At 68.0% G+C, this 20,480-nt stretch carries 16 protein-coding genes; 9 read left to right on the top strand and 7 right to left on the bottom strand.

Features of this window, described 5'->3' with window-relative positions; all coding sequences use genetic code 11:
- Positions 1–13 precede the first annotated feature (13 nt).
- A complete protein-coding gene (locus F0U60_RS35255) occupies positions 14–796 on the top strand; it encodes an ATP-grasp domain-containing protein (RefSeq protein ID WP_395806444.1) in 783 nt (260 codons plus the stop codon).
- Between the two features lie 127 nt (positions 797–923).
- Here the strand turns inward: F0U60_RS35255 and F0U60_RS35250 are convergent, their stop codons facing one another.
- On the bottom strand, positions 924–3,707 hold the full coding sequence (locus F0U60_RS35250; protein WP_395806443.1) for a vitamin B12-dependent ribonucleotide reductase: 2,784 nt from the start codon (positions 3,705–3,707) through the stop codon (positions 924–926).
- A gap of 586 nt (positions 3,708–4,293) precedes the next feature.
- Between F0U60_RS35250 and F0U60_RS35245 the strand changes: the two genes are divergently transcribed.
- On the top strand, positions 4,294–4,629 hold the full coding sequence (locus F0U60_RS35245) for a (2Fe-2S) ferredoxin domain-containing protein (protein ID WP_395806442.1): 336 nt from the start codon (positions 4,294–4,296) through the stop codon (positions 4,627–4,629).
- A 211-nt stretch (positions 4,630–4,840) separates the two neighbouring features.
- Here the strand turns inward: F0U60_RS35245 and F0U60_RS35240 are convergent, their stop codons facing one another.
- The 3 genes from F0U60_RS35240 to F0U60_RS35230 all read right to left on the bottom strand — a co-directional run bounded on the left by F0U60_RS35240 (position 4,841) and on the right by F0U60_RS35230 (position 12,144).
- On the bottom strand, positions 4,841–9,691 hold the full coding sequence (locus tag F0U60_RS35240) for a metallophosphoesterase (protein WP_395806441.1): 4,851 nt from the start codon (positions 9,689–9,691) through the stop codon (positions 4,841–4,843).
- Positions 9,692–9,851: 160 nt separating this feature from the next.
- Positions 9,852–10,562 (bottom strand): Bax inhibitor-1/YccA family protein, encoded by a 711-nt coding sequence (locus F0U60_RS35235; protein WP_395806440.1) that lies wholly within the window; start codon positions 10,560–10,562, stop codon positions 9,852–9,854.
- 115 nt (positions 10,563–10,677) lie between these two features.
- Positions 10,678–12,144: a hypothetical protein gene (locus F0U60_RS35230; RefSeq protein WP_395806439.1), complete on the bottom strand. Its 1,467-nt coding sequence runs from the start codon at positions 12,142–12,144 to the stop codon at positions 10,678–10,680.
- A 192-nt stretch (positions 12,145–12,336) separates the two neighbouring features.
- Here F0U60_RS35230 and F0U60_RS35225 point away from each other — a divergent pair, with 192 nt between their 5' ends.
- The 7 genes from F0U60_RS35225 (at position 12,337) to F0U60_RS35195 (ending at position 18,570) form a co-directional block, all read left to right on the top strand.
- Entirely contained in the window at positions 12,337–13,989 is a 1,653-nt protein-coding gene (locus F0U60_RS35225) for a thiamine pyrophosphate-binding protein (protein ID WP_395806438.1), read from the top strand.
- A gap of 102 nt (positions 13,990–14,091) precedes the next feature.
- Complete coding sequence (locus F0U60_RS35220) at positions 14,092–14,529, top strand: hypothetical protein (RefSeq protein WP_395806437.1); 438 nt, start codon at positions 14,092–14,094, stop codon at positions 14,527–14,529.
- 397 nt (positions 14,530–14,926) lie between these two features.
- The gene (locus F0U60_RS35215) at positions 14,927–15,406 is read left to right on the top strand and encodes a hypothetical protein (RefSeq protein ID WP_395806436.1); all 480 of its coding nucleotides are present in this window, start codon (positions 14,927–14,929) and stop codon (positions 15,404–15,406) included.
- A 41-nt stretch (positions 15,407–15,447) separates the two neighbouring features.
- Entirely contained in the window at positions 15,448–15,825 is a 378-nt protein-coding gene (locus F0U60_RS35210; RefSeq protein WP_395806435.1) for a hypothetical protein, read from the top strand.
- Positions 15,826–15,836: 11 nt separating this feature from the next.
- Complete coding sequence (locus tag F0U60_RS35205; RefSeq protein ID WP_395806434.1) at positions 15,837–16,442, top strand: hypothetical protein; 606 nt, start codon at positions 15,837–15,839, stop codon at positions 16,440–16,442.
- Between the two features lie 11 nt (positions 16,443–16,453).
- Positions 16,454–18,169, top strand: a complete 1,716-nt coding sequence (locus F0U60_RS35200) for a tetratricopeptide repeat protein (protein ID WP_395806433.1) — start codon at positions 16,454–16,456, stop codon at positions 18,167–18,169.
- Positions 18,163–18,570: a MerC domain-containing protein gene (locus F0U60_RS35195; RefSeq protein WP_395806432.1), complete on the top strand. Its 408-nt coding sequence runs from the start codon at positions 18,163–18,165 to the stop codon at positions 18,568–18,570. Before F0U60_RS35200 ends, F0U60_RS35195 begins: the two co-directional genes overlap by 7 nt.
- A gap of 75 nt (positions 18,571–18,645) precedes the next feature.
- On the opposite strand, the gene F0U60_RS35190 is transcribed toward F0U60_RS35195, so the two are convergent.
- Genes F0U60_RS35190 through F0U60_RS35180 form a run of 3 tightly spaced genes read right to left on the bottom strand, consistent with a single transcriptional unit; the run spans position 18,646 to position 20,315 of the window.
- Positions 18,646–19,497 carry an alpha/beta fold hydrolase gene (locus F0U60_RS35190; RefSeq protein WP_395806431.1) on the bottom strand — a complete coding sequence of 284 codons (852 nt, stop codon included), beginning with the start codon at positions 19,495–19,497 and terminating at the stop codon, positions 18,646–18,648.
- A gap of 42 nt (positions 19,498–19,539) precedes the next feature.
- Entirely contained in the window at positions 19,540–19,941 is a 402-nt protein-coding gene (locus F0U60_RS35185; protein ID WP_395806430.1) for a cyclic nucleotide-binding/CBS domain-containing protein, read from the bottom strand.
- Complete coding sequence (locus F0U60_RS35180; RefSeq protein WP_395806429.1) at positions 19,938–20,315, bottom strand: hypothetical protein; 378 nt, start codon at positions 20,313–20,315, stop codon at positions 19,938–19,940. The genes F0U60_RS35185 and F0U60_RS35180 overlap by 4 nt, the downstream gene beginning before the upstream one ends.
- Positions 20,316–20,480 lie beyond the last annotated feature (165 nt).

Below are 20,480 nucleotides of genomic sequence, written 5' to 3'. Positions count from 1 at the left end.
GGGAGGGCCCTTCGTGCCCGTCCTACTGCTCTCACCGCGCTTCAGTCCTGATTCGATCGCACTCGCCACGGAGGCCTCGCGCCTCTCGTGGCGCGTGCATCGGTTGCACGATCGGCGTCCCTCCTCTCGGCTGGCAGAGGAGGAGCTCGTCTTCTACGGGGAGTCGTTGCTGGCGGACACCATCGGGAAGGCGCTGGGACTGGCGCTGCTCGAGCCCTCCGCCGACGCGCTGCCTCGTTTGCCCGCTGAGTTCGTCCGTCGGGATGTGCGGTTCACCACGCTCGGCGCGGCCCGGGGTGAGCTGTTCCCGCGATTCGTCAAACCCGCGGACGAGAAGCAGTTCCGGGCGGCGGTCTACAACTCGAGTGAGGCACTCCCCGGTTCCGAGGTGCTCGAGGACAGTCTGCCCGTGCTGACGGCCGAGCCCGTTCGCTGGCTCGACGAGTACCGCTGTTTTGTCCTCGACGGCCAGGTGGTGACCGCGAGCCCCTACGCCTGGATGGGCGAGAAAGAGGAACATTCGCACGCCGCGTTCGAGCTGGAGGGTGCTCGGGCCTTCGCGATGGAGGTGCTCGCGAGGGGAGGGGATTTCCCTCCAGCGGTCGTGCTCGACGTGGGCCGGATCGAAGGGCGCGGGTGGGCCGTGGTGGAGATGAACCCCGCCTGGAGCTCGGGCCTCTACGCTTGCGACCCGGCCGGCGTGCTGCGGGTGCTCGAGCGGGCCTCGGGGTCTCGGCGAACGTTGGCCTCCGGTGATTCGCGGTGGTTGCGCTTGTTGCCCGATATCGAGGGGTGAAGCTCTCTTCCTCGAAATGAAAGAGGCCCCGGTACGTGAGTACCGGAGCCTCGTGAGCAGAGGGGTGAACTCGAGTTCACCCTATACCCTCACCCTGTCCCTCTCCCAGGGGGAGAGGGGAGGGGGCTCAGCTGCAGCCGCTCGTGGTGCCGCAGTTGCTGCACTTGTAGCAGGCACCGTTGCGCACCATGATCTCTCCGCACGTGTGGCACGGCGGCGCGTCCGCCTGGTTCAGGTACGTCCTGCGCGGCGTCGACATCGGCAGCGCCACCGACGTCACCTGCACCGGCTTCGCCGGCTCGGCCACCGCCACCTGCTTCTCCACCGCCTCCTCCATCCCGTCCGCCTGCTCGCTCGGCAGGAACTTCAGCGACAGCCACCGGAAGATGTAGTCCACGATCGACTTGGCGATCGGCACCGCCGGGTTGCCCGTGAAGCCGCTCGGCTCGAAGCGCGTGTGGCTGAACTTGTCCACCAGCACCTGCAGCGGCACGCCGTACTGCAGCGCCAGCGACACCGCCGTCGCGAAGCTGTCCATCAGGCCGCTCACCACCGAGCCTTCCTTCGCCATCACGCAGAAGAGCTCGCCCGGCGTGCCGTCCTCGTACATGCCCACCGTCAGGTAGCCCTCGTGGCCACCGATGGAGAACTTGTGGGTGATCGCCTGCCGCTCGTCCGGCAGCCTCCGGCGCATCGCGTTGGCATCCCTCGCTGCCGCCAGCGCGGGCTCGGCCACCGCCGCCTTCGTGTCCTTCACCTTCTCCTTCGAGGTGTTCAGCGGCTGGGTCCGCTTGCAGCCGTCGCGGTACACCGCTACCGCCTTCAGCCCCAGTCGCCACGCCTCGATGTACGCCTTCTCGATGTCCTCCACCGTGGCGTCCGACGGCATGTTCACCGTTTTGGAGATGGCGCCCGACAGGAAGGGCTGCGTCGCGCCCATCATCTTCAGGTGGCCCATCCAGTGGATGCTGCGCTGGCCCTTCGCCGGCTTGAAGGCGCAGTCGAACACCGGCAGGTGCTCGGGCTTGAGGTGCGGGGCACCCTCAATCGTCTCGTGCTTGTCCAGGTAGGTGATGATGTCCTGCGCCTGGGTCTGCGGGTAGCCCAGCTTCTCCAGCGCCTGCGGCACCGTCTGGTTGACGATCTTCAGCATGCCGCCGCCCACCAGCTTCTTGTACTTGATGAGCGCGATGTCCGGCTCGATGCCCGTGGTGTCGCAGTCCATCATGAAGCCGATGGTCCCCGTGGGCGCCAGCACCGTCACCTGGCTGTTGCGGAAGCCGGACTGGATGCCGAGCGTGAGCGCCTCGTCCCATGCCTTCTTCTGGGCGTCGAACAGCTCGGAGGACACGCCCTCCTGCTGGACGTTGTAGGCCGCCTTGCGGTGCCGGCGGATGACGCCGAGGAACGGCTCCTCGTTCTTCTCGTAGCCCGCGAAGGGCCCCATCTTGCCCGCCATGCGCGCGCTCATCGCGTACGCCTCGCCGCACATCAGCGAGGTGATGGCCGCCGCGTAGTTGCGGCCCGCATCCGAGTCATACGGCAGACCCGTGGCCATCAGCAGCGCGCCCAGGTTGGCGTAGCCCAGGCCCAGCGGCCGGAACGCGTGGCTGTTCTGGGCGATCTTCTCCGAGGGGTACTTGGAGAAGCCGACGATGATCTCCATCGCCAGCAGCACCACGTCCACCGCGTGCTTGAAGGCGGTGACGTCGAAGTCGCCGTCGATGGTGCGGAAGTGCATCAGGTTCAACGACGCCAGGTTGCAGGCCGAGTCGTCGAGGAACATGTACTCCGAGCACGGATTGGACGCGTTGATGCGGTCCGTGTTCGAGCAGGTGTGCCAGGTGTTGATGGTGGTGTCGAACTGCAGGCCCGGATCACCGCACAGGTGCGCTGCCTCGGCGATCTCCCGGAACAGCTCGCGCGCCTTGTGGGTGTCCATGGGGCGCCTGTCGCGCACCGCGTACGTCGTCCACGCGCCGTCGTTCACCACCGCGCGCATGAACTCGTCCGTCACGCGCACCGAGTTGTTCGAGTTCTGGAAGAACACGGACGAGTAGGCCTCGCCATTGAAGCTCGGGTCATACCCGGCCTCGATGAGCGCCCAGGCCTTCTTCTCCTCGTTGGCCTTGCAGCGCACGAAGTCCAACACGTCCGGGTGGTCCGCGTTGAGGATGACCATCTTCGCCGCGCGGCGCGTCTTGCCGCCGCTCTTGATGACGCCGGCGAACGCGTCGAAGCCCTTCATGAAGGACACCGGACCCGACGCGGTGCCTCCGCCGGCCAGCAGCTCCTTGCTCGAGCGGATGGTGGACAGGTTGCTACCCGTTCCCGAGCCGTACTTGAAGAGCATGCCCTCCGTCTTGGCCAGCCCGAGGATGGACTCCATGGAGTCACCCACGGAGTTGATGAAGCACGCCGAGCACTGCGGGTGCTCCTCCACGCCCACGTTGAACCAGACGGGCGAGTTGAAGGCCGCCTTCTGCCGCAGCAGCAGGTGGGTGAGCTCCGCGTGGAACGTGTCTCGGTCCGTGGCCGTGGCGAAGTAGCCGCCCTCAGCGCCCCAGCGGGTGAGGGTGTCCACCACGCGGCCCACCAGCCGGCGCACGCTCGTCTCACGCTCCGGCGTGCCCGGCGTGCCGCGGAAGTACTTCGACGCCACCACGTTGGTGGCCAGCATCGACCAGGACTTGGGCACCTCCACGTTCTTCTGCTCGAAGACGGACTTCCCGTCCTCGCCCGAGATGGAGGCCGTACGCATCTCCCACGCCAGCTCGTCGGCGGGATCCACTCCCGGCGTCGTGAAGAAGCGCTCCACCGTCAGCCCGCCGGCGGGGGCCTTCGCCCTCAGTCCCGCCGCCGTCTCCTTACCGTCCAGTACTGCTGCCGTGGCGCTCAGGTCGTGCTCCATGGTCCCTCCGACGCTTTTCACTCAGCGTATGACTGCAAAATTTGCAAAAAGCCAAGCCCGCGAGATCTCTTGGGATCAAGAGAACTCGTTCCGGTACGCCTCCTCCCTGGGTAGGGAAGGGTGCGTAAGGTCCGGTCAAAGATTCGTTTGTGGGGAGTTCTCCTGCCCGTCTGGGGGGCAGGGAGGTAAGTAAAGGTACGATCTTCGTTCCGGACTCGTCAAGGTTATGTGACCCCCAGATCTTGTGCCCGCCATCATTACGCCACCTACAGATAGGGGAGTGTGACCGATCTGACGGTCCACATCCGGAACGACAACCACGGCTTGAGGCCGCGACGAGGGAGCCGATCTAAAGCCTGCCCGGCTGGCGATCAACTCTCTTGAACGGCCACCTGTGTAGTGGATCGTCATCAGGTGACGAGTCATGTAGGGTCACTCCCGCGGAAAGGCCGATGATCACTAGCGGATGTTTGCTGAGAGTCTGTGCACGGATCGTCCGGCTACCAAGGGCCCCAGGCAAGAAAGGGGCAGGGAGGTCACGAACGCGTTAATCGCTTTTGGACGGAAGTCGCGTTAGGAGGGCGACATGCCTCCCTTCAAACGTCACGTATTCGTCTGCACCAATCGGCGTCCCGATGGGCACCCCAAGGGATGCTGTGCCACCAAGGGTGGTGAAGAGGTCCGCGCTCGCTTCAAAGAGGAACTCGAGAAACGAGGCCTCAAGGGGCAGATGAGGGCCAACGCCGCCGGCTGTCTCGACACCTGCTCGTTCGGAGTGTCCGTGGTCGTCTACCCAGAAGGTACCTGGTACGGGGGCGTGAAGCCCGAGGACGTGCCCGCCATCGTGGACGAGCACCTCGTGGGTGGTCAGCCCGTGGAGCGGCTGCTGATGCCGTTCTCGCGCAAGAAGGCCGCGGAGTAGGCCAGGCCAGGAGAACCAGGTCCTGACAGAGAGGGCGCCAGCGCCAGCGCACCCTGTGCGCCAGCCACGCCCTCATCCTCGTGCCCCTCCGGCCGCACGTTTCTCCAACTTGTCCGACTGTCGGACAGGTTGCCGAAGACTCAACCCGGAGGGGACCCCTGTTACGAAATCCTTTGATGAGCGGCGCGAGGATGGACAGGAGCCTCGCGGCTCAGCGCAGGGGCACTTCGTAGTAGGTCCTCCGCTCGCCCCGTTTCGCGCCGGGCCAGATGGCCCAGCCCTCCCAGGCCCCCTCTGCTCTGCGCAGGGCACGGGTGTACACGCGGACGAGGCTGTGATCCCTGGCCACCTCCAGCAAGTTGTACAGGCGCGGCACGGACTCGGGCCGATGGTGGGTGGGCGCCCCGAAGCTGCCGGCCCCGATGACGTGCACCTGTTTCGAGGGGTGGGTGTAGCCCAGCAGGTCAGCGCGCTCCTCGTGTACGTGCCCGTGCAGCACGAGGCGGACCCCGTTCTGCTGGAGCCTGCTCATGAAGGCATCCCGCTGGATCTTCTCGTTGCCGGTGATGGGGTGGTGCCAGACGGCCAGCCTGAGCACCGGCGCATCCGCGGGGAGCTGTCCCGTCGCGCGTGCGTTGGCGAGCTGCTGCTCCGCGGCCAGCAGACCCCGGGAGAGCGCTCCCTCGTGGAGGTGCGAGCGCTCTGGGAACCACTGATCCACCTCCCAGGACGAGTTCATTGCCAGGAATTGGAGCCGCGTGTCCGGTGACAGCAAGGAGATGCACTGCTGCTCGGGGTCGAGCGGATACTCCCGTTGGAGCAGCGGGTGGTGGAAGTGCTGGGAGAAGTTCTTGAAGCGCTCTGGATACTTCTCGTCGACGCGGACGAGGTATCCCTCGCCCTGTTGTTTGTAGCCGCCGGCGGGCAGCTTCTTCACGTCCACCTCGAGCTGGCTGTGCCACTCGTACACCCGGGTCTTCCAGTCCAGGTCGTGGTTGCCGGGGACGATGATGCAGCGCTCGGCCGTCAGCTCGAACCGCTCCCGGAGGGCGGAGACGAACTCCAGCGCCTTCTTGAACTCGGCGGGGTCCGCCCGGTTGGTGATGTCCCCGGAGATGACGAGGTAGTCCAGGTGGTTCACCGCAAGGTCCGACGGGTCCGTCAGGTCGGCGACGAGCGGCTGCAACAGCGAGACGGGATCCGCCCCGGCCCCCACGTGGAGGTCGCTGAGGTGGAGGATGCGCAGCGGGGTGGCCTGGGTGTCCTGGGTCTGGGCTTCTTTCATGCTCACCTTCGTCTCCGAGACGCTCTGGGATCGCTGATCACTCATATCGGTGAGCAGCACTCGGGTTTTCTTCAGGAGCTCGGGCTCCCGGGCCGGCGGCGTGAGCGGCGTGCGTTTCTCACACTCGGGGCAGAGGACGTCCGTGTGCCCGTCGGCGAGACGCTTGTTCACGGTGCGCTCCTGGAAGACGTGGCCGCAGCCGCAGGCGACGGAGCGTTGCTCCACGAACTCCACGCCCTGCTCGTGCAGGTGGGTGTCGATGAAGCTCAGGAATAGCTTGCGTGTCGCCTCGGGCGTGCCGGCCTCGAAGTAGACCTCGAGCCGCGCCACGCCCCGCGCCTGCTGCTCGGCGCGCTGCACCTTGCGCACCCCGGAGACGTTCTGGCCGGGCTCACCGAACTCGGCGCGATCCTCCCACAGCCGCATCGCGCCGAAGCCTCGGCTCAGGGCGAGGGCCGTGACGAGCGAGGCGTAGATGTTGTCGACGGGACCGGAGAACACGTAGGCACGTGAGGCGACGGGGGCGGCGCCCGTGCCGGGCTCCGAGGGGGCGAGTAGGAAGAGCGAGGGGAAGATGAGCAGTCCCTCGTGCCGCAAGCAGAGGCCGTGCTGGAGTAACAGCTCGATGACGCAGTCGAGCACCACGAGTTCCTGGTCCCGGGGCAGCCGTTCTTCAGGGCGGATGCGCGGGAGCGCCAGCGCGCGCGAGAAGGCCGCCATGTCGACGGCGGGGACGCGGTTGGGGTTCTCCCGCGCCGCCACGATGAGCGAGTTCGCGTAGCGCTCCACCTGCTCGATGTCGAGCACCAGCGCCTGGGTACCATCCGCCAGCCGGGTGTCCGCGAGGACGCCCTGCCGGCCGAGCTGCTTCACGACGGTGCGCAGCGCCTCCGGGTCCGCGAGCTCCGGATGGGAGGCCCGCAGCTCGCGCTCCAGCTCCGGGAGGGTGATGACGACCCGTCCGCTCTCGCGAAGGCGCAGGAGGTGTTGGCGGATGCGCTCGAAGAGCTCGGGGTGGCTGGTCCTTCCGACACTGTCCCAGTCGATGGTGCGTGCGAGCAGGGCCTTGAGTTCGGAGAGGCCCTTTCCACTCTTGGCGCTCGTGGAGACATAGGCATCGGGCTCGAAGCCACACTGGCGCAAGAGCTGCTCGATGGCGGGGCGATCCACGGGTACCCACTCGTTGTCCACCTTGGAGCCCACCAGGAGCTTGCGTGGGGAGGCTCCGAGTTGTGCGGAGAGCCGCTGGTTCCAGCCCTCGATTTCATCCCGGGCCGGCTTGCCTCGGGCCGGCTCCATCACCAGCAGCGCCGCGGCCGTGTCGCGGAAGAAGAGCTGGTGGACGAGCCGGTACTCGCTCTGGCCGCCCATGTCCCAGAGGACGACCTCGCGACGCTCGTTGTCGGGGACGCGGGCCCGCGGGTCGAGGCGCTCCAGGGGCAGGGACCAGGTGCGCATGGCATGGGTGGAGTCGAGCTCCTCGTATCGGTCCTCGACGAGGCGCAGCGCGAGGCAGCTCTTGCCCGAGCGCCCCTCTCCAACGAGAACCACCTTGGCGCTGACGGAATGGACGGTCCGGGGTGGCTCCCGCTGGCCGAGCAGGGCATCGACGTCGATGTCCCAGAGACTCACGCCGTGGCCGCCGGGCGCGATGCTGGCCAGGACGTTCTCCGTGGGAGAGAAGGCGACCTGTTTGGGGGTCTCGTCGGACTCGAAGGGCGAGCCGATGACCGCCATGGTTTCCCAGGTGTCGGTGCGGTGGAGGTGGATGGTGCCACGCCGGGACCAGGAGGCCAGCAGTCGCCCGTCGCGCGAGAACGAGATACCGACGACCACGTCCGTATGTCCCTCGAGGGTCCGTGTCTGCTTGGGGTTCACCGGATCGAGGATCCTGACGGTCTTGTCCGCGCTTGCCGCGGCGAGCCGCGAGGTGCCGGGCTGCCACGCGAGGGCCAGGATGGGGCCCATGTTGAATTGGAGGTGCAGGCGCTCCTGGATGTGGAGGCCCGAGTCCATTCGCACGTCTATGAGTGAGAGTCTTCCAGTCCAGTCCCCTCCCCAGGCCAACGTGCGCCCATCGGGCGACCAGGCCAGGCAAGTCGTGAGGGCGGGGGCCTTGTACATCTTCGGATTCCACTGCCGTTCGTCCCGGGCCTCCCAGAAGTGGATGGTTTCGTCGGTGATGCTGGCCGCGAGAACTCCCTGGAGCGACCAGTCGAGGCAGACGCTGGTATTCGTTGTGGGACCCATGGCCCGGACGCTCATCCCCGTCTCTTCCACGCTCCAGAGGCGCAGGTTCAGGGCGGATCTCGTCGCGATCTGTTGCCCATCCGGAGAGAGGCGGACCTCCACGAGGGATCTCTTGTGTGCCTGCACCGTCCAGCGTGGTTCTTGGGCATCCAGTGCCCAGGAACACAGCTTGCCGCTGTCGAATCCGAGCACCAGCTCCCTGCCCGACGGAGCCCAGGCCAGTGCGGTCACCGTTTCCCGCGCAGGGTTCAGGTGGGAGCGCGCCCGGAGGCCGGGAGGAAGAGGGGAGGGGGCCTGCGTTCGAGCGGGCTCGGGAGCTCGGGTGGGCTCGGGAGCTCTGCGGAGTTCAGCCGAGGCGGCGAGGCGCGGGGGTTGTTCTTCCTGGGCCGAGGGGAGTGTCAGCAGGAGGTCGCCCCCACCTGCCAATCCCGCTTGCCCCGAGGGGCTGGTCAACTTCCTCACGCGAGGGAACAGGCGGACATGACGGCTCGAGCCCGAAACCTCAAGCATGCCGATGGCGTAGCCCTGCTTTTGGGGCCCGGGCTCACCACCAAACAGCGAGGGGGCCTGGAAGACCCACGATAAGGGTAGGGGCTTCGCCTCCGAGAAGGATTCGCCCGCGTGCTGGCTGCCGCAGAGGTGCAGCAGTCCTCTCGTGGAGGATGCGAGCTCCTGCTGAATCAGCGACAGGTGCTCTGACTTCAGGCGTGCCGGCGGATGATGCGTGAGCAAGATGTTGAGGTCATGCGACCCGGCCCAGCGGGAGGGGGGGCCTCCGATGGCCAGTCGGAGCTGCCGGGGATCAATCTCGAGAGACACCGTTGTCCCATTCGCATCGGGCAGCAGGAAGGCCGAGTTCAGCCCGGCGATTCCCACGCGCACTCCGTCCTTCACCACGGTCGCGGCGAAATCTCCCGGGAGGAGCCCCTTGCGAATCTGGAGCTCGCGCTGTCGCGGGTGGCGGAGCTGCCATTGCTCGAGCCACGAGGAGAACGACAGGAAGGCCGTGCGGAGGGAATGAGCCTGCTCGTTCGCGGCCTGTTTCCAATAGTCGATGCGTGCCTGTGGGTTGGCGTTGGCCAGCTCGTTTTCGAGCTTTTTCCAATGCTCGATGCGCGCCTGTGGAGTGGAGTTGGCCAGCTCGTTCTCGAGCTGGTTCCAGAATTCACTGCGCGCCTGAGCGTTGTCGTGCCACCGCTGGGCGACCAACGTGTCGCGGGTCCTCGTCGAGAGGCTGGCCCGGTGGAGATCATGATTGCCGGGGACGGCCAGCAGGAGGGGAGCGGAGCCCAGGCCATGCAGGTACGTCCAGAACGACTCGAGGGCCGAGTCGAGGAGGTTGAACTCGCGCTGGCTGCCGGTCTCCGTGAGGTCGCCGGAGATCAACACCAGGTCCCACGGACCCGTCTGGTTGTGCAGCGCGCGGAGATCCCGCTCGAAGTCCTCCCGGTACTCGGGCCAGAGCCAGCGTGAACCCTTGGGGCCCATGAGCAGGTCCGACAGGTGAAGCCAACTCAGCCGCGTCACGATTCCCCCTCCGAGCGCATCCCGTGGACTCCGCCCCCATCCTTCCAGGTCCGCCTCGCAGTGTGCCACGGCGGAGCAGCGCGAGCTTCCTTCACTCGGAATGAAAAAAGGCGGTGGGCCCGAGAGCCCACCGCCCTTGTTTCTCGCAACCCGGGTGCGTCTAGCGGCGGCGATCGCCGAACAGGCGCAGCAGCGAGAGGAAGAGGTTGATGAAGTCCAGGTACAGCGTCAGCGCGCCGACGATGCTCAGCGCGGCGGCGGAGCTGTAGCCCGAGGCCGCGTGCATCTCACGCAGCTTCTGGGTGTCGTACGCGGTGAGGCCCGCGAAGACGATCACGCCCGCGCATCCCACCACGAAGTTCAGCATCGGGCTCGGCCAGAAGATCTGGACGACGCTGGCGATGAGCACGCCGATGAGGCCCATGAAGAGGAAGGTGCTCCAGCCGCTCAGATCCTTCTTGGTGATCGTCGCGAAGGCGCTCATCGCCCCGAAGGTGCCCGCGGCCAGCAGGAAGGCGTTGGCGATGGAGCCACTCGTGTAGATGTAGAAGAGCACCGAGAAGGTGAGCCCCGTGAGCACCGAGTAGGCCACGAAGAGCGCCCCGGCCACCGCGCCGGAGAGCCGGCTCGCCAGCCCCGACAGGGCGAACACCAGACCGATCTGCGCAATGAACAGCACCCAGCGGAACTGGGCGACCTGCATCACCGTCTGCGGAGACGAGGCGGTGAAGAGCGCCACGAGACCCGTCACGGCGAGCCCAGCGAACATCCAGCCGTACACGCGCGACATGAAGGCGCGCCGAGACTCCTGAACGAGGACGTCATTGACCTCGGCGCGAGCCGGCTGCCACCCGGAAGTTTCCCAAGCCATGAATTTTGTTCCCTTTCTTCAACCCAGGGCGGGAGCCCCCCACCCGACGTGCGCTTTATAACGCGCCTACAACCCGTATGGGCGGCATCCCTTCCCGGATGTCCGTTCCCAGCGATTAGAGCGCCTTCCAAGCCATCAGCAGCTTTTGGGCGACTTCGGTGGTGATGAGCGGCAGCACGCCGCCTCCGCCCACGATGTTGACGATCTCCGAGGTGGAGCCTCGGCACACACCGCCCCATGCCGGCTGCTTCGCCAACCCCACCGAGGCATAGGCGGAGTAGTCCACGTGAAGTCTCAGGGACGTCACGCCGCTCTCCTCGCACAGCAGGTGCTCCTCGGGCGTGGTCTCCACCACCTGCTGCACCACGAAGCCGCCGCCGGCGGGATCCGTGGACGCTCGCTCGCACAGCTCCGCCCACGTGGGGACCGTGCCGTACGCAGCGCGTGCCCGCTCCTCGAACGCCTGAGTGCCCACCGAGCGGCCGAGGTAGACGGCTCGGCCTCCGTAGTCCCACGCTCGCTTGAGGACGAAGCGCTGAGGCTCCGCCGCCACGCGTGCCACCAGATCCTCCAGGTGCTCGCCGTCCGGGCCCACGCCGGGGCCATGCCGGAAGGGCCGCGTCCAGGGGACTGAGCTGCGCACCGCCTCCAGCTCCTCGGGCGTCAGGCCCGCGGCCTCCGCGAGCGCGGGCTCCACGAGCGCCTGGGACAGCAGGGCGAAGGTTGTCTTCACCTCCACGGGAGAGGCCGGAGGGTTGAGCAGCACCGCCTTGCGGCCCGGCACCGTGCCGAAGAAGTCCTGCACCCACGGCGCCGGCGTCTCCTCCAACCGCCGCACGAAGAGGTGCCGGTACACCAGGTCGTACCGCTTGCCACGCACCTCGAAGTACTCGTCGCCGGAGACTTCGTCCGGGTGGACGACATCCGCGTCCGCGCCGAACTCACGGAAGCGCTCGCACAGGTAGCGCTGCTCGGTGATCTGCGCGTCGTTGCGGCGGCAGAGCAGGGCGATCGTCTCCGGCATCTTCCCATCGCGCTCGGCGGCGTAGCCGTCCAGCAGGGACCGGTAGAGCGCGAGCGCGTTGCTGCCGTTGGCGGCGATGACGGCGTGGAGGGCCTTCTCGGGGTAGCGGAAGTGCCGGGCCACCACCTCGATGAAGGTGCGCGCGGCAATGTCCGAGTAGCCCTGCATGGCCGGAATGGTGGCGTTGAGCTCCAGGGCTCGCGGCCGTGAATCCACGAAGTAGTCCACCCGCGTGGTGGCCAGCCGCGTCACGTTGGCGAAGGTGCGCTCGGTGAGCTCGCGCTCGAGCGGGGAGAGTCCGCCAAGCACCAGCTCTCGCTGTGCTCCGGCGAGCACCGCGTGCGTCATCTTCACCGTGGCCGAGGCCAGGTGCGCAGAGAGGGTGGCGCGCCGGCGGATCTCCGCGGCGTCGAGGATGACGGGGGTGGCGGTAACGGGGATGGGCCGGGTGGTCCCGTCCTTCTGGGTGACGGCCAGGCCTCGCGCGTACGCGGTGCGGGCCAACTCGGGTCCGAAGTGGACCGCCTGGCGCCGCAGGACTTCCAGGAATTCTTGCACGGGGGATCCTTCTATTCTCGGAGGCCCTTCCTACTCTGGCCGGGGGCATCCGGGGAGTGCCTTCGACATAAGCCGGAGGGGCTTTCCGTGCCGGTCCAGAGGGGGGGCGGGCATCCAGGGGCTTCCAGGGCGGCCCGATTTGGAGATGATCGCCGGACTTCCGCGGTTCCGAACACAGGGGAGGAGTTACGAATGGGCATGCTCACCGGAGGACAGCTCGTCGGGCGGATGCTGAAGAAGGAGGGCGTTCGGCACATCTTCACCCTGTCGGGGTTGCACGTGGCCCCCATCTACGCAGGCTGCGTGGAGGAGGGCATCCAGGTCATCGACACCCGCCACGAGCAGGCGGCTGCCCACGCAGCGGATGCCTACGCCCGAGTGACGCGCGGTGTGGGCGTGGCGGTGGTGACGGCTGGCCCCGGGGTGACGGATGCGCTCACCGGTGTGGCCAATGCCCACGCAGCCAGCTCGCCGATGATCCTCCTCGGCGGCGCGGCCCCCATCTTCAACCAGAGCCGCGGCTCACTGCAGGAGATGGAGCAGGTGGACCTCTTCCACCGCATCTCCAAGTGGTCAGATCGCATCCCCACGCCGGAGTTGGTTCCGTCCTACCTCGCCAAGGCCTTCCGCGTGGCGCTCTCCGGGAGGCCAGGGCCGGTGTTCCTGGAACTCGCGTGGGACGTGCTCTGCAACGGCGTGGATGAGGACTCGCTGCAGCTTCCTCGCAGCTACCGCACGGATGCGCGGCAGGCGCCGGATCCGCGCAAGGTGGACGAGGCGATGGCGCTGCTGAAGACCGCTGAGCGCCCCGCCATCATCGCCGGCTCGTCGGTGTACTGGGACGGAGCGTGGGACGCGCTGCGGCACTTCGCGGAGACCGCGCAGATTCCCGTGTACCTCAATGGCGCGGGACGCGGCTGTCTGCCGGCGAGCCACCCGCTCTTCTTCCAGCACACGCGCAAGGACGCGCTGAGCGGGGCGGATCTGGTGTTCGTCATTGGCACGCCCTTCGACTTCCGGCTCAACTACGGCGCCGAGCCCACCTTCAGCGCTGAGTCGAAGATCGTCCAGGTGGACATCGACCCGACCGAGGTGGGGCGCAACCGCGCGGTGGACGTGGGCATCATCGCGGACAGCCACAGCGCACTCACCGCCTTCGCGGATGCGTCGCCCCGAGTGAAGCGGGACGCCTTCCTCTCGCAACTGCGCGAGCGCGAGCAGAAGAAGCTGCGCGAGCTGGAGCAGTGGACGAAGGACGACAGCGTGCCCATCCACCACTACCGGCTGGCCAAGGAGATGTCGGACGTGGCTAACGGGCCGGGGCAGGATCCGGTGTTCATCGCGGATGGCGGCAACTGGGTCGCCATGGCGGCCAAGGTGATCGAGCTGCGCAATCCGGGCCGGTGGTTGGATCCAGGCCCGCTCGGGTGCCTGGGCGTGGGAGCGCCGTTCGCCCTGGCCTCGAAGGTGCTGCACCCGGAGCGCACGCACTGGATCATCCAGGGGGATGGCTCGTTCGGCCTCAACGGCATGGACTTCGAAACAGCGCTGCGCTTCAAGCTGCCCATGGTGTGCGTGGTGGGCAACGACGCCGCCTGGGGGCAGATCCGCATTCCCCAGGTGCAGATGTTCGGCGAGGAGAAGTCGCCGGGGACGCGATTGGCTCCCACCCGGTACGACAAGGTGGTGGAAGCGTTCGGCGGCCATGGCGAGTTCGTGACAGAACCCGCGCAGATCCGCCCCGCGCTCGAGCGCGCCCTGGCCAGTGGCTCGGTGGCGTGCGTCAACGTGATGCTTGATCCGGAGGCCCCGGTGAAGGCGGGCGCCATGGGATACGCCGTTTAATTTCACGTGTTTGTCTGGGGCGCCGCGTCGCCGCTTGCACATGCGCGCGCCCTCGCGTACAAAATGAAGAAGCAACTGTATTTCGCCTGAAACCCTGTTTCCGTGAGCCGCTCCCCTCGCCAAGAGTCCACGCTGTCCCGACGGCCCCGCCTGCTGGCGCTGCCGCTGGTGCTGCTGTGCGTGCTGGCGTACCTGGGAAGCGCGGCCCACTTCTTCCTGGTGCAGCACAGCACGTGCCTCGAGCACGGCGACTTGCTGCACGAGGCGGGAGTCGAGCAGGGGAGCGCATCCGCGCAGGTGCATCCGTCCTTCGACGACGAGCGGATTGCTCGCACGGATGAGAAGGCGTCTGTGCACGGCGCGGATGCCCACTGCGCCCATGTCTTCCTCCGCCGGGTGACGCAGCCGCCCGTCGGAGTGACGCTGCCGCCGGAAGCACCGGTCCTGTCGGGCCAGGTGCTGGAGGTGGTCAGCCTTGCTGTGGAGCCACAGGTCGCGCGGCTCCACGTTGCACCCAAGTCCTCACCGCCTCGGGCCTAAGCACGCCCTTCCTCTCCGTCGTCGGGAGAGGAGCGGGGTGAGGGTGCCGGAACGCGTCCTCCCTCTCCCTCTGGGAGAGGGCCGGGGTGAGGGTATTTACCTCCCCGGCTCGCGTCTCCGTCCTTCCAGCGCCCTTCGAGCATCGACAGCGCCGTTGCCCTCGGAGACTCCCTCCGTGCGTCCACACGCGTGCCCTTGCCTCTGCTGAGGCCCAGGGAGCGCGTCCCGCGCACGCGTGGAGCGCCGCCGTGAGGCACCTGTGCGCCCGTCGCTGTCCACCTCGCCGTGTGTCCGCGTGCGCCTTCCCCCACGTTCCGGGCGTCCCATTCCGTCTCGGGGCGGGAGCGTGGGGACATCGCAGCACCACCAACGCAGTCCACACCTGGAGTCACTCACCATGATGAAGAAGTTGCTGTCTGCCTGCCTGTTGTCGAGCGCGCTGCTCGTGGGTTGCGGCGAGGAGTCCAACGAGGTCGACGTCGAAGGCTGTGAGCACCTCGCGGAGGGCCCCGCGGTTGCCGTGACTGCGAGCGCCTCGACGAGCGGAGCGCCGTCCGTGGGTAACGACCACAAGCGCTACGACATCACGCTGCCGGCGGGCACCTCGGGCAACGCGGGCTCGGTGTCGTTCGCCGCGGCCGAGGCCACCGACTACGTCTTCTTCCTGGGCGCGGATGTGTCCCTGAAGGTCACCAGCTCCTCCGGGCAGGCGGTGGAGTTCGAGGAGTCCGCGAAGAGCTCGGAGCAGTGCGGTGAGATCAAGGGCCGCTACGTGGCTCCGCTCCAGGTGGGCACGTACACGCTGACGTTCGGCCCCACCAGCCAGAGCAGCGTCTCGCTCGTCATCGAGGAGTCGGCTCACGACCACGAGCACTGAGCAGGTCCGCTCGTCTTTCCCCCCTTCCACAGGAGATGACCATGGGTACCTTCAAGCAGTTCCTGTCCGACCAGAAGCTTGAGCCGAAGACGCTGGTGCGGCTGTCCAGCCAGCTCGAGGCGCGCGCCGAGGAGGATCGCAAGCTGGCCAAGCAGCGCTCCGACAAGCGGCGCGACAAGGAGAAGCAGGGCAAGCCGTACGCGGAGCTGGGCATTGGCAAGCCGAAGAGCGGCCGGGGCGTGAGCGTGCAGCAGGTGAACGCCGCCCTGGAGGATCAGCCGCTGCCGCCGAAGGTGCGCGGCAAGCTGGTGCGCGCGGTGAATGCCGTGCTGAGCAAGAAGGGTGGCCCGCCGGCGGACTTCAAGTCGCTGTTCGGCGAGGTGCCGGTCCGTAAGGGCGCGGCGGCGAAGGCGAGCTGAGGAGGCACGTGATGGGCTCCTCCCTTCTTCATGCTTTGCCGCAGGACGTGCGGCGCGATGGCGAGCGACTGTTCGACATCTCCATGTGGTGCATCGGCCGCGATGTCTCCCACACGGACAACCTGCTGCTGCGCCGGGGGCTGAGCCGCGAGCGCATTCCGGCGGGGCAGCAGGGCACCAGCGCCTACTCGGGCGCGTTGCCCGGGGGAGGGGCCCTCACGCTGTGGGGTTTTGGAGCGCTGTGCCGGGTGTGCGGCGAGTCTGTCTACGTGCCGCGCGATGGCTTCACGCCGTTCCTGGTGGAGGAGGGGCGCGTGGCCTGGCCCGTCTTCCAGGCGGCGGCGCTCGGAACCCCGCGCGAGCCCGTCACCCCGGGCGAGTGCTCCGCCGCGCGTGCCGCGGTGGCGTCCCTGGCCGAGTGGCTGGCTGGGTACGAGGAGTGGGTGGTGTCGCTCTTGGGGAGTGGTTGGCGGCACGAGTGCCTCGCGGCGAGGCGCAAGGCCCCGGCGGTGCCCGTGGAGATGTTGGCGGCGGAGTGGCGGCGGTTGGCCGAGCGCGTGGAAGCGCTGGAGCGGCCTGTTGAGAACGAATCGTTTGTCCCCTTCACCGGGGCGTGAGTGAGGTCACCATGCTGGCGCGACACCTGCGAGCCGAAGAGCCCTCCATCTTCCCCACTGCTCCCTGGGATGACGTCCCGGATCTGGAGCTCCCCACGCCTCCGCTGCGCGAGGGGCTGGGACGTGCGCACCTGAAGGTGAGCACCCGGGTGGCCCGGGCCCAGGCGTACTTCGATCAGGGCCTGCGCCTGCTGCACCTCGGCTGGGGCGCCGAGGCGCGGAGGTCCTTCGCGGAGGCCGCGCGGCAGGATCCGGAGCTCGCCATGGCGTACTGGGGCCTGGCCCTGGCGCGCGGACCGGGTGCGCGCTACGCGGCGGCTCGGGCGGAGGCCATCAACAAGGCGCTCGCCCTGAGCGAGGGCGTGACGGACGCCGAGCAGCGCTACATCGTCGCGGCCACCTTCCTGGCCGACAAGGGTCCCTCCAATGGCCGCCACGGCTTCGTGCGCGAGATGGAGGCACTCATCGATCGGCACCCCGAGGACGCCGAGGCGCGCCTGTTGCTCGCCGGCTTCCTCGCGGATGGCTACGAGTCGGATGGGCGCCCCGGCATGGGCCAGCCCTATGCGCAGGCGCTCCTGCGCGAGCTGCTGCGCACGAACCCGAATCATGAGGGCGTCCACTGTGCGTGGATCCAGGTGATGGTGGACAGCTCGCGTCCCGAGGCGGCGCTGGAGAGCGCGCGTCGGCTGCGGTTGCTGGCGCCCCGAGTCGGGACGGCCCTGCTCTGTGCCGGGCGGTTGTTGCTGCGCACCGGTCATACCCGTGAGGCGCGCGAGGTGCTCGAGGCCGCGGTGGCCACGGATGACGCCTGGCTCGCTCAGGAGGCTCTGCCCGAGTCCGCCGCGCCGGTGGCGGGTCTGGCGCTGCGACTGCTCGTGCAGGCGTGCTCTGACGCGGGTCGCTACAGCGAGGCCCAGGGCTGGGCTCGCCGCCTGCGGACCCGGGTGGAGGCGGTGACGCCGCACTTTGGGCAGGCGCTCGTGTTCGCGGCGGGCGCGGTCTTCAATCCGCACCTGCGCTTTGGCTTCTGGCGCGCGGCGGCGGATCTGCGCGTGGAGCTGGAGGCCGAGGCTCGTGCGGCCGAGCGGGCGCTGCTCACGGGGATGGAGACGTACGCGCGGGGTCTGCGCGCCCTGGAGGCGGGAAAGCTCGCGGAGGCGGAGCGGGTGTGTGACGAGCTCGACGCGCTGCACCCGCCCCTGGCCGAGGAGCGCAAGGGGGAAACCCGTCTGCTCTGCCCGCGTGACGTCGCCCGGGTGGTGGAGCTGGCCGCGTGCGAGCTGCGAGGTTCCCTGGAGGCGCGTCAGGGGGACTACGCCCGGGCCGAGGCCACGCTCATCAAGGCCCTGAGGCTGGAGCGCCGGTTGCGCACGGTGGGGCCTGCGGCCTTCTCTCGTCCGGTCCGTGAGACGTTGGCGCGGATGCGGGTGCGTTGTGGCCGTGAGGACAAGGCGCTGGAGTTGGCCGAGGCGCTCGTGAAGGAGCGGCCCGGCAGCGGTCATGCCTGGTTCCTCCTGGCCGAGGTGCACGTCGCCCGGGAGTCCTTCGCGGAGGCGGCTTCGGCCTTCGCGACCTTCCTGGAGCGCTGGCGCGATGCGGACGAGCAGTTGCCCGAGCTCCGGCGTGCCCGGATCTTCCTCTCGGCACGGGGCGCGGTCGGCGTGACGGCCATGCTGCCCTCCAACGTCATTCCTCTTCGGGCCCTGGAGAACGTCTCGTGCTGAGTACCGCTGGACGCTCTCCGTGGGATGGAGTGGGGCAGCTCCTCTCCACTCTGTGCATCGCGCACTGTGTGCTGCTGCCCATCGTGCTCGGCTTCCTCCCTGCCGCTACGGCGGAGGTGCTGGAGGGGGAAGCGGTCCATCAGGGGCTCGTGCTCTTCGTGACGCTCACGGCGGTGGTGGCCTTCGTGCCGGGCTGGCGCCTCCATCGTCGCGCGGGAGTGCCGGTGCTCGCCGTGTCGGGCCTGCTGCTCCTGATCGCTGCCCTGTTCTTGCCCGAGGGCACGAGCGAGGCCCTGGAGACAGGCCTCACTTTGGGCGGGGGTGTGCTCATGGCCGTGGCGCACGCGCGCAACCGCACGCTGTGCCGCGAGTGCTGCGCGCTCAAGCCCGGTGTCGCGTAGTTCCACGAAGTTCTTGGACGGAGTTCGAGGACCCGTGGATGTCCCCTCTCCCTCTGGGAGAGGGAGCATGCGCAATCAGCGGGCCGGCGATTGCTGGCCCACTGTGTCGAGGAATGCGAACAGGCGCCGTCCACACTCCTCTGGGTGCTCCAGCGGGAAGAGGTGGGTGCCAGGCTGCTCCTCGGCACGGACGCCGGGCAGGGTGTTCCGGACGCGCTCCAGGGCCGGCGGCATAAGCGTGTCCGAGCCGCTTCCGCGCAGCACGAGCGCCGGCACCGTCACCGAGCGCAGCCGTCGCCAGATGTCGCGGGGTGAGGTCTCGAAGATTCGGGCCTCCCACTCCCTCGGGATGGTGAGCCGAAAGCCGCCGCCTGGGGCCTCGGTGAGGCCGTGGGCGATGTAGTCCTGGAAGCACTCGGGATCGAAGTGCTGGAAGAGGGGCTTCTTGCGATAGCTCGTGGCGGCCTCCTCGCGGGAGCCCCAGTGCTCGCGGCGACGCCGAGCCAGGCTCGCGGGAGGAAAGCGGTGCCTCATTCCCAGGAGGGTCACCGCCTGGATGAAGAGGGCGCGCGAGCCCGTGAACAGCACTGGATCCAACGCCACCACGGCGCGGAAGAGCCCCGGGTTCTTCACGGAGGCGAGCAGGGTCGCCACGCCGCCCATGCTGTGGCCCACGCCGATCACGCCCTCCAGCCCGCGAGCGCGCAGGGCCTGGGCCAGGTCATCGGCCATGTCATCCCAGTCCCGCATCGCCAGCGGATCCGTCCCCGGGACGAGGCAGCGGCTGCGCAGGGTGAAGACGTGGTAGCGCGACTTCAGGAGCTCGATGAGCTTGCGGTAGCAGCCCGGGGGAAAGCCGTTGGCGTGCGCGAGGTGCAGCACCGGGCCGGTGCCACCCCAGTCATCCAGTTGCAGGGGGTCGCTCATCACGCTCCCGCATACCGCAGGAGCCCCCCTCTGTCTTGCGTCTCAGCCCACCCGAGGGGGCTCGTTGATGTCCTGGGCGAGGAAGCGGATGACATCCGAGGGCGTGATCATCCCCAGCAGCCTCTTCTCGCGCACCACGGGCAGGTGGTGGATGCGGTGCTTGCGGAAGAGCTCCATCACCTCGTCCGTGAGGTCGAACTCGTCCACGGTGTGCACGCGCGAGGTCATCACCTCTTCGGCCAGGGTGCTCAGCGGGCGGCCAGCCAACAGGGCATTCATGATGTCGGCCTCGCTGATGATGCCCAGCACGTGCTCCTCGGAGTTCGTCACTGGCACGCCGCCGATGTGCGCGTCGGCGAACAGCAGGGCGATCTCCGAGAGCGGGGTCTCCGGAGAGACGGACTTCACCGGCGTGGTCATCAGATTGCGGGCATGTCCCTTCATGGTTGTGAACTTGAGAGCGGCTGCCGGGAAGCGTCAATCCCTGGTTGTTCGGTGCGTCCACCTCCCGGCATCTCGGGGGGACGCGTGGGGCATCGACATCCAGGAGCGCCTGTGCGCCGCCATGGAGCGGGACACGCTGGCCCGGTGTGCACCTCCAGCTTCACCAGGAAGTTCACGGTGCCGTGCCGCTTGTACTCGAACTCCCGCTTCTCGATGAGGCCCGGGCGCACCCGATACGTGGGGCAGCGGCGCTCCAGCACCTGGATGTTGGGCTTTTCCTCCAGGCACAGCACCACCTCGCCCTGCTCGGCCAGGGGCTGCGCGCGTTCGTAGCACCAGAGGATTTGTGCCGCCTCAAGGGCGTCTCCGCGCACCGTGTTTTCAAGCGGGTCGGCTGACGCCTGTTCAGAGCGTGTCGGGCACGAGCTTGAAGGGAATGCGCACGCAGGCGAGCGCGGTGCCGGACGGCGAGGCGATGCGCAGGGTCATCGCCGGCCGCGCCGAGTCCAGAGTCCCCTTCGCCACCGAGCACGCACCGT

It is taken from the genome of Archangium minus (assembly GCF_044360475.1).
Taxonomy (GTDB): domain Bacteria; phylum Myxococcota; class Myxococcia; order Myxococcales; family Myxococcaceae; genus Archangium; species Archangium minus.
Note: the sequence above shows the minus strand (reverse complement) of the source record. Positions and strands in the feature narration are given on the sequence as shown.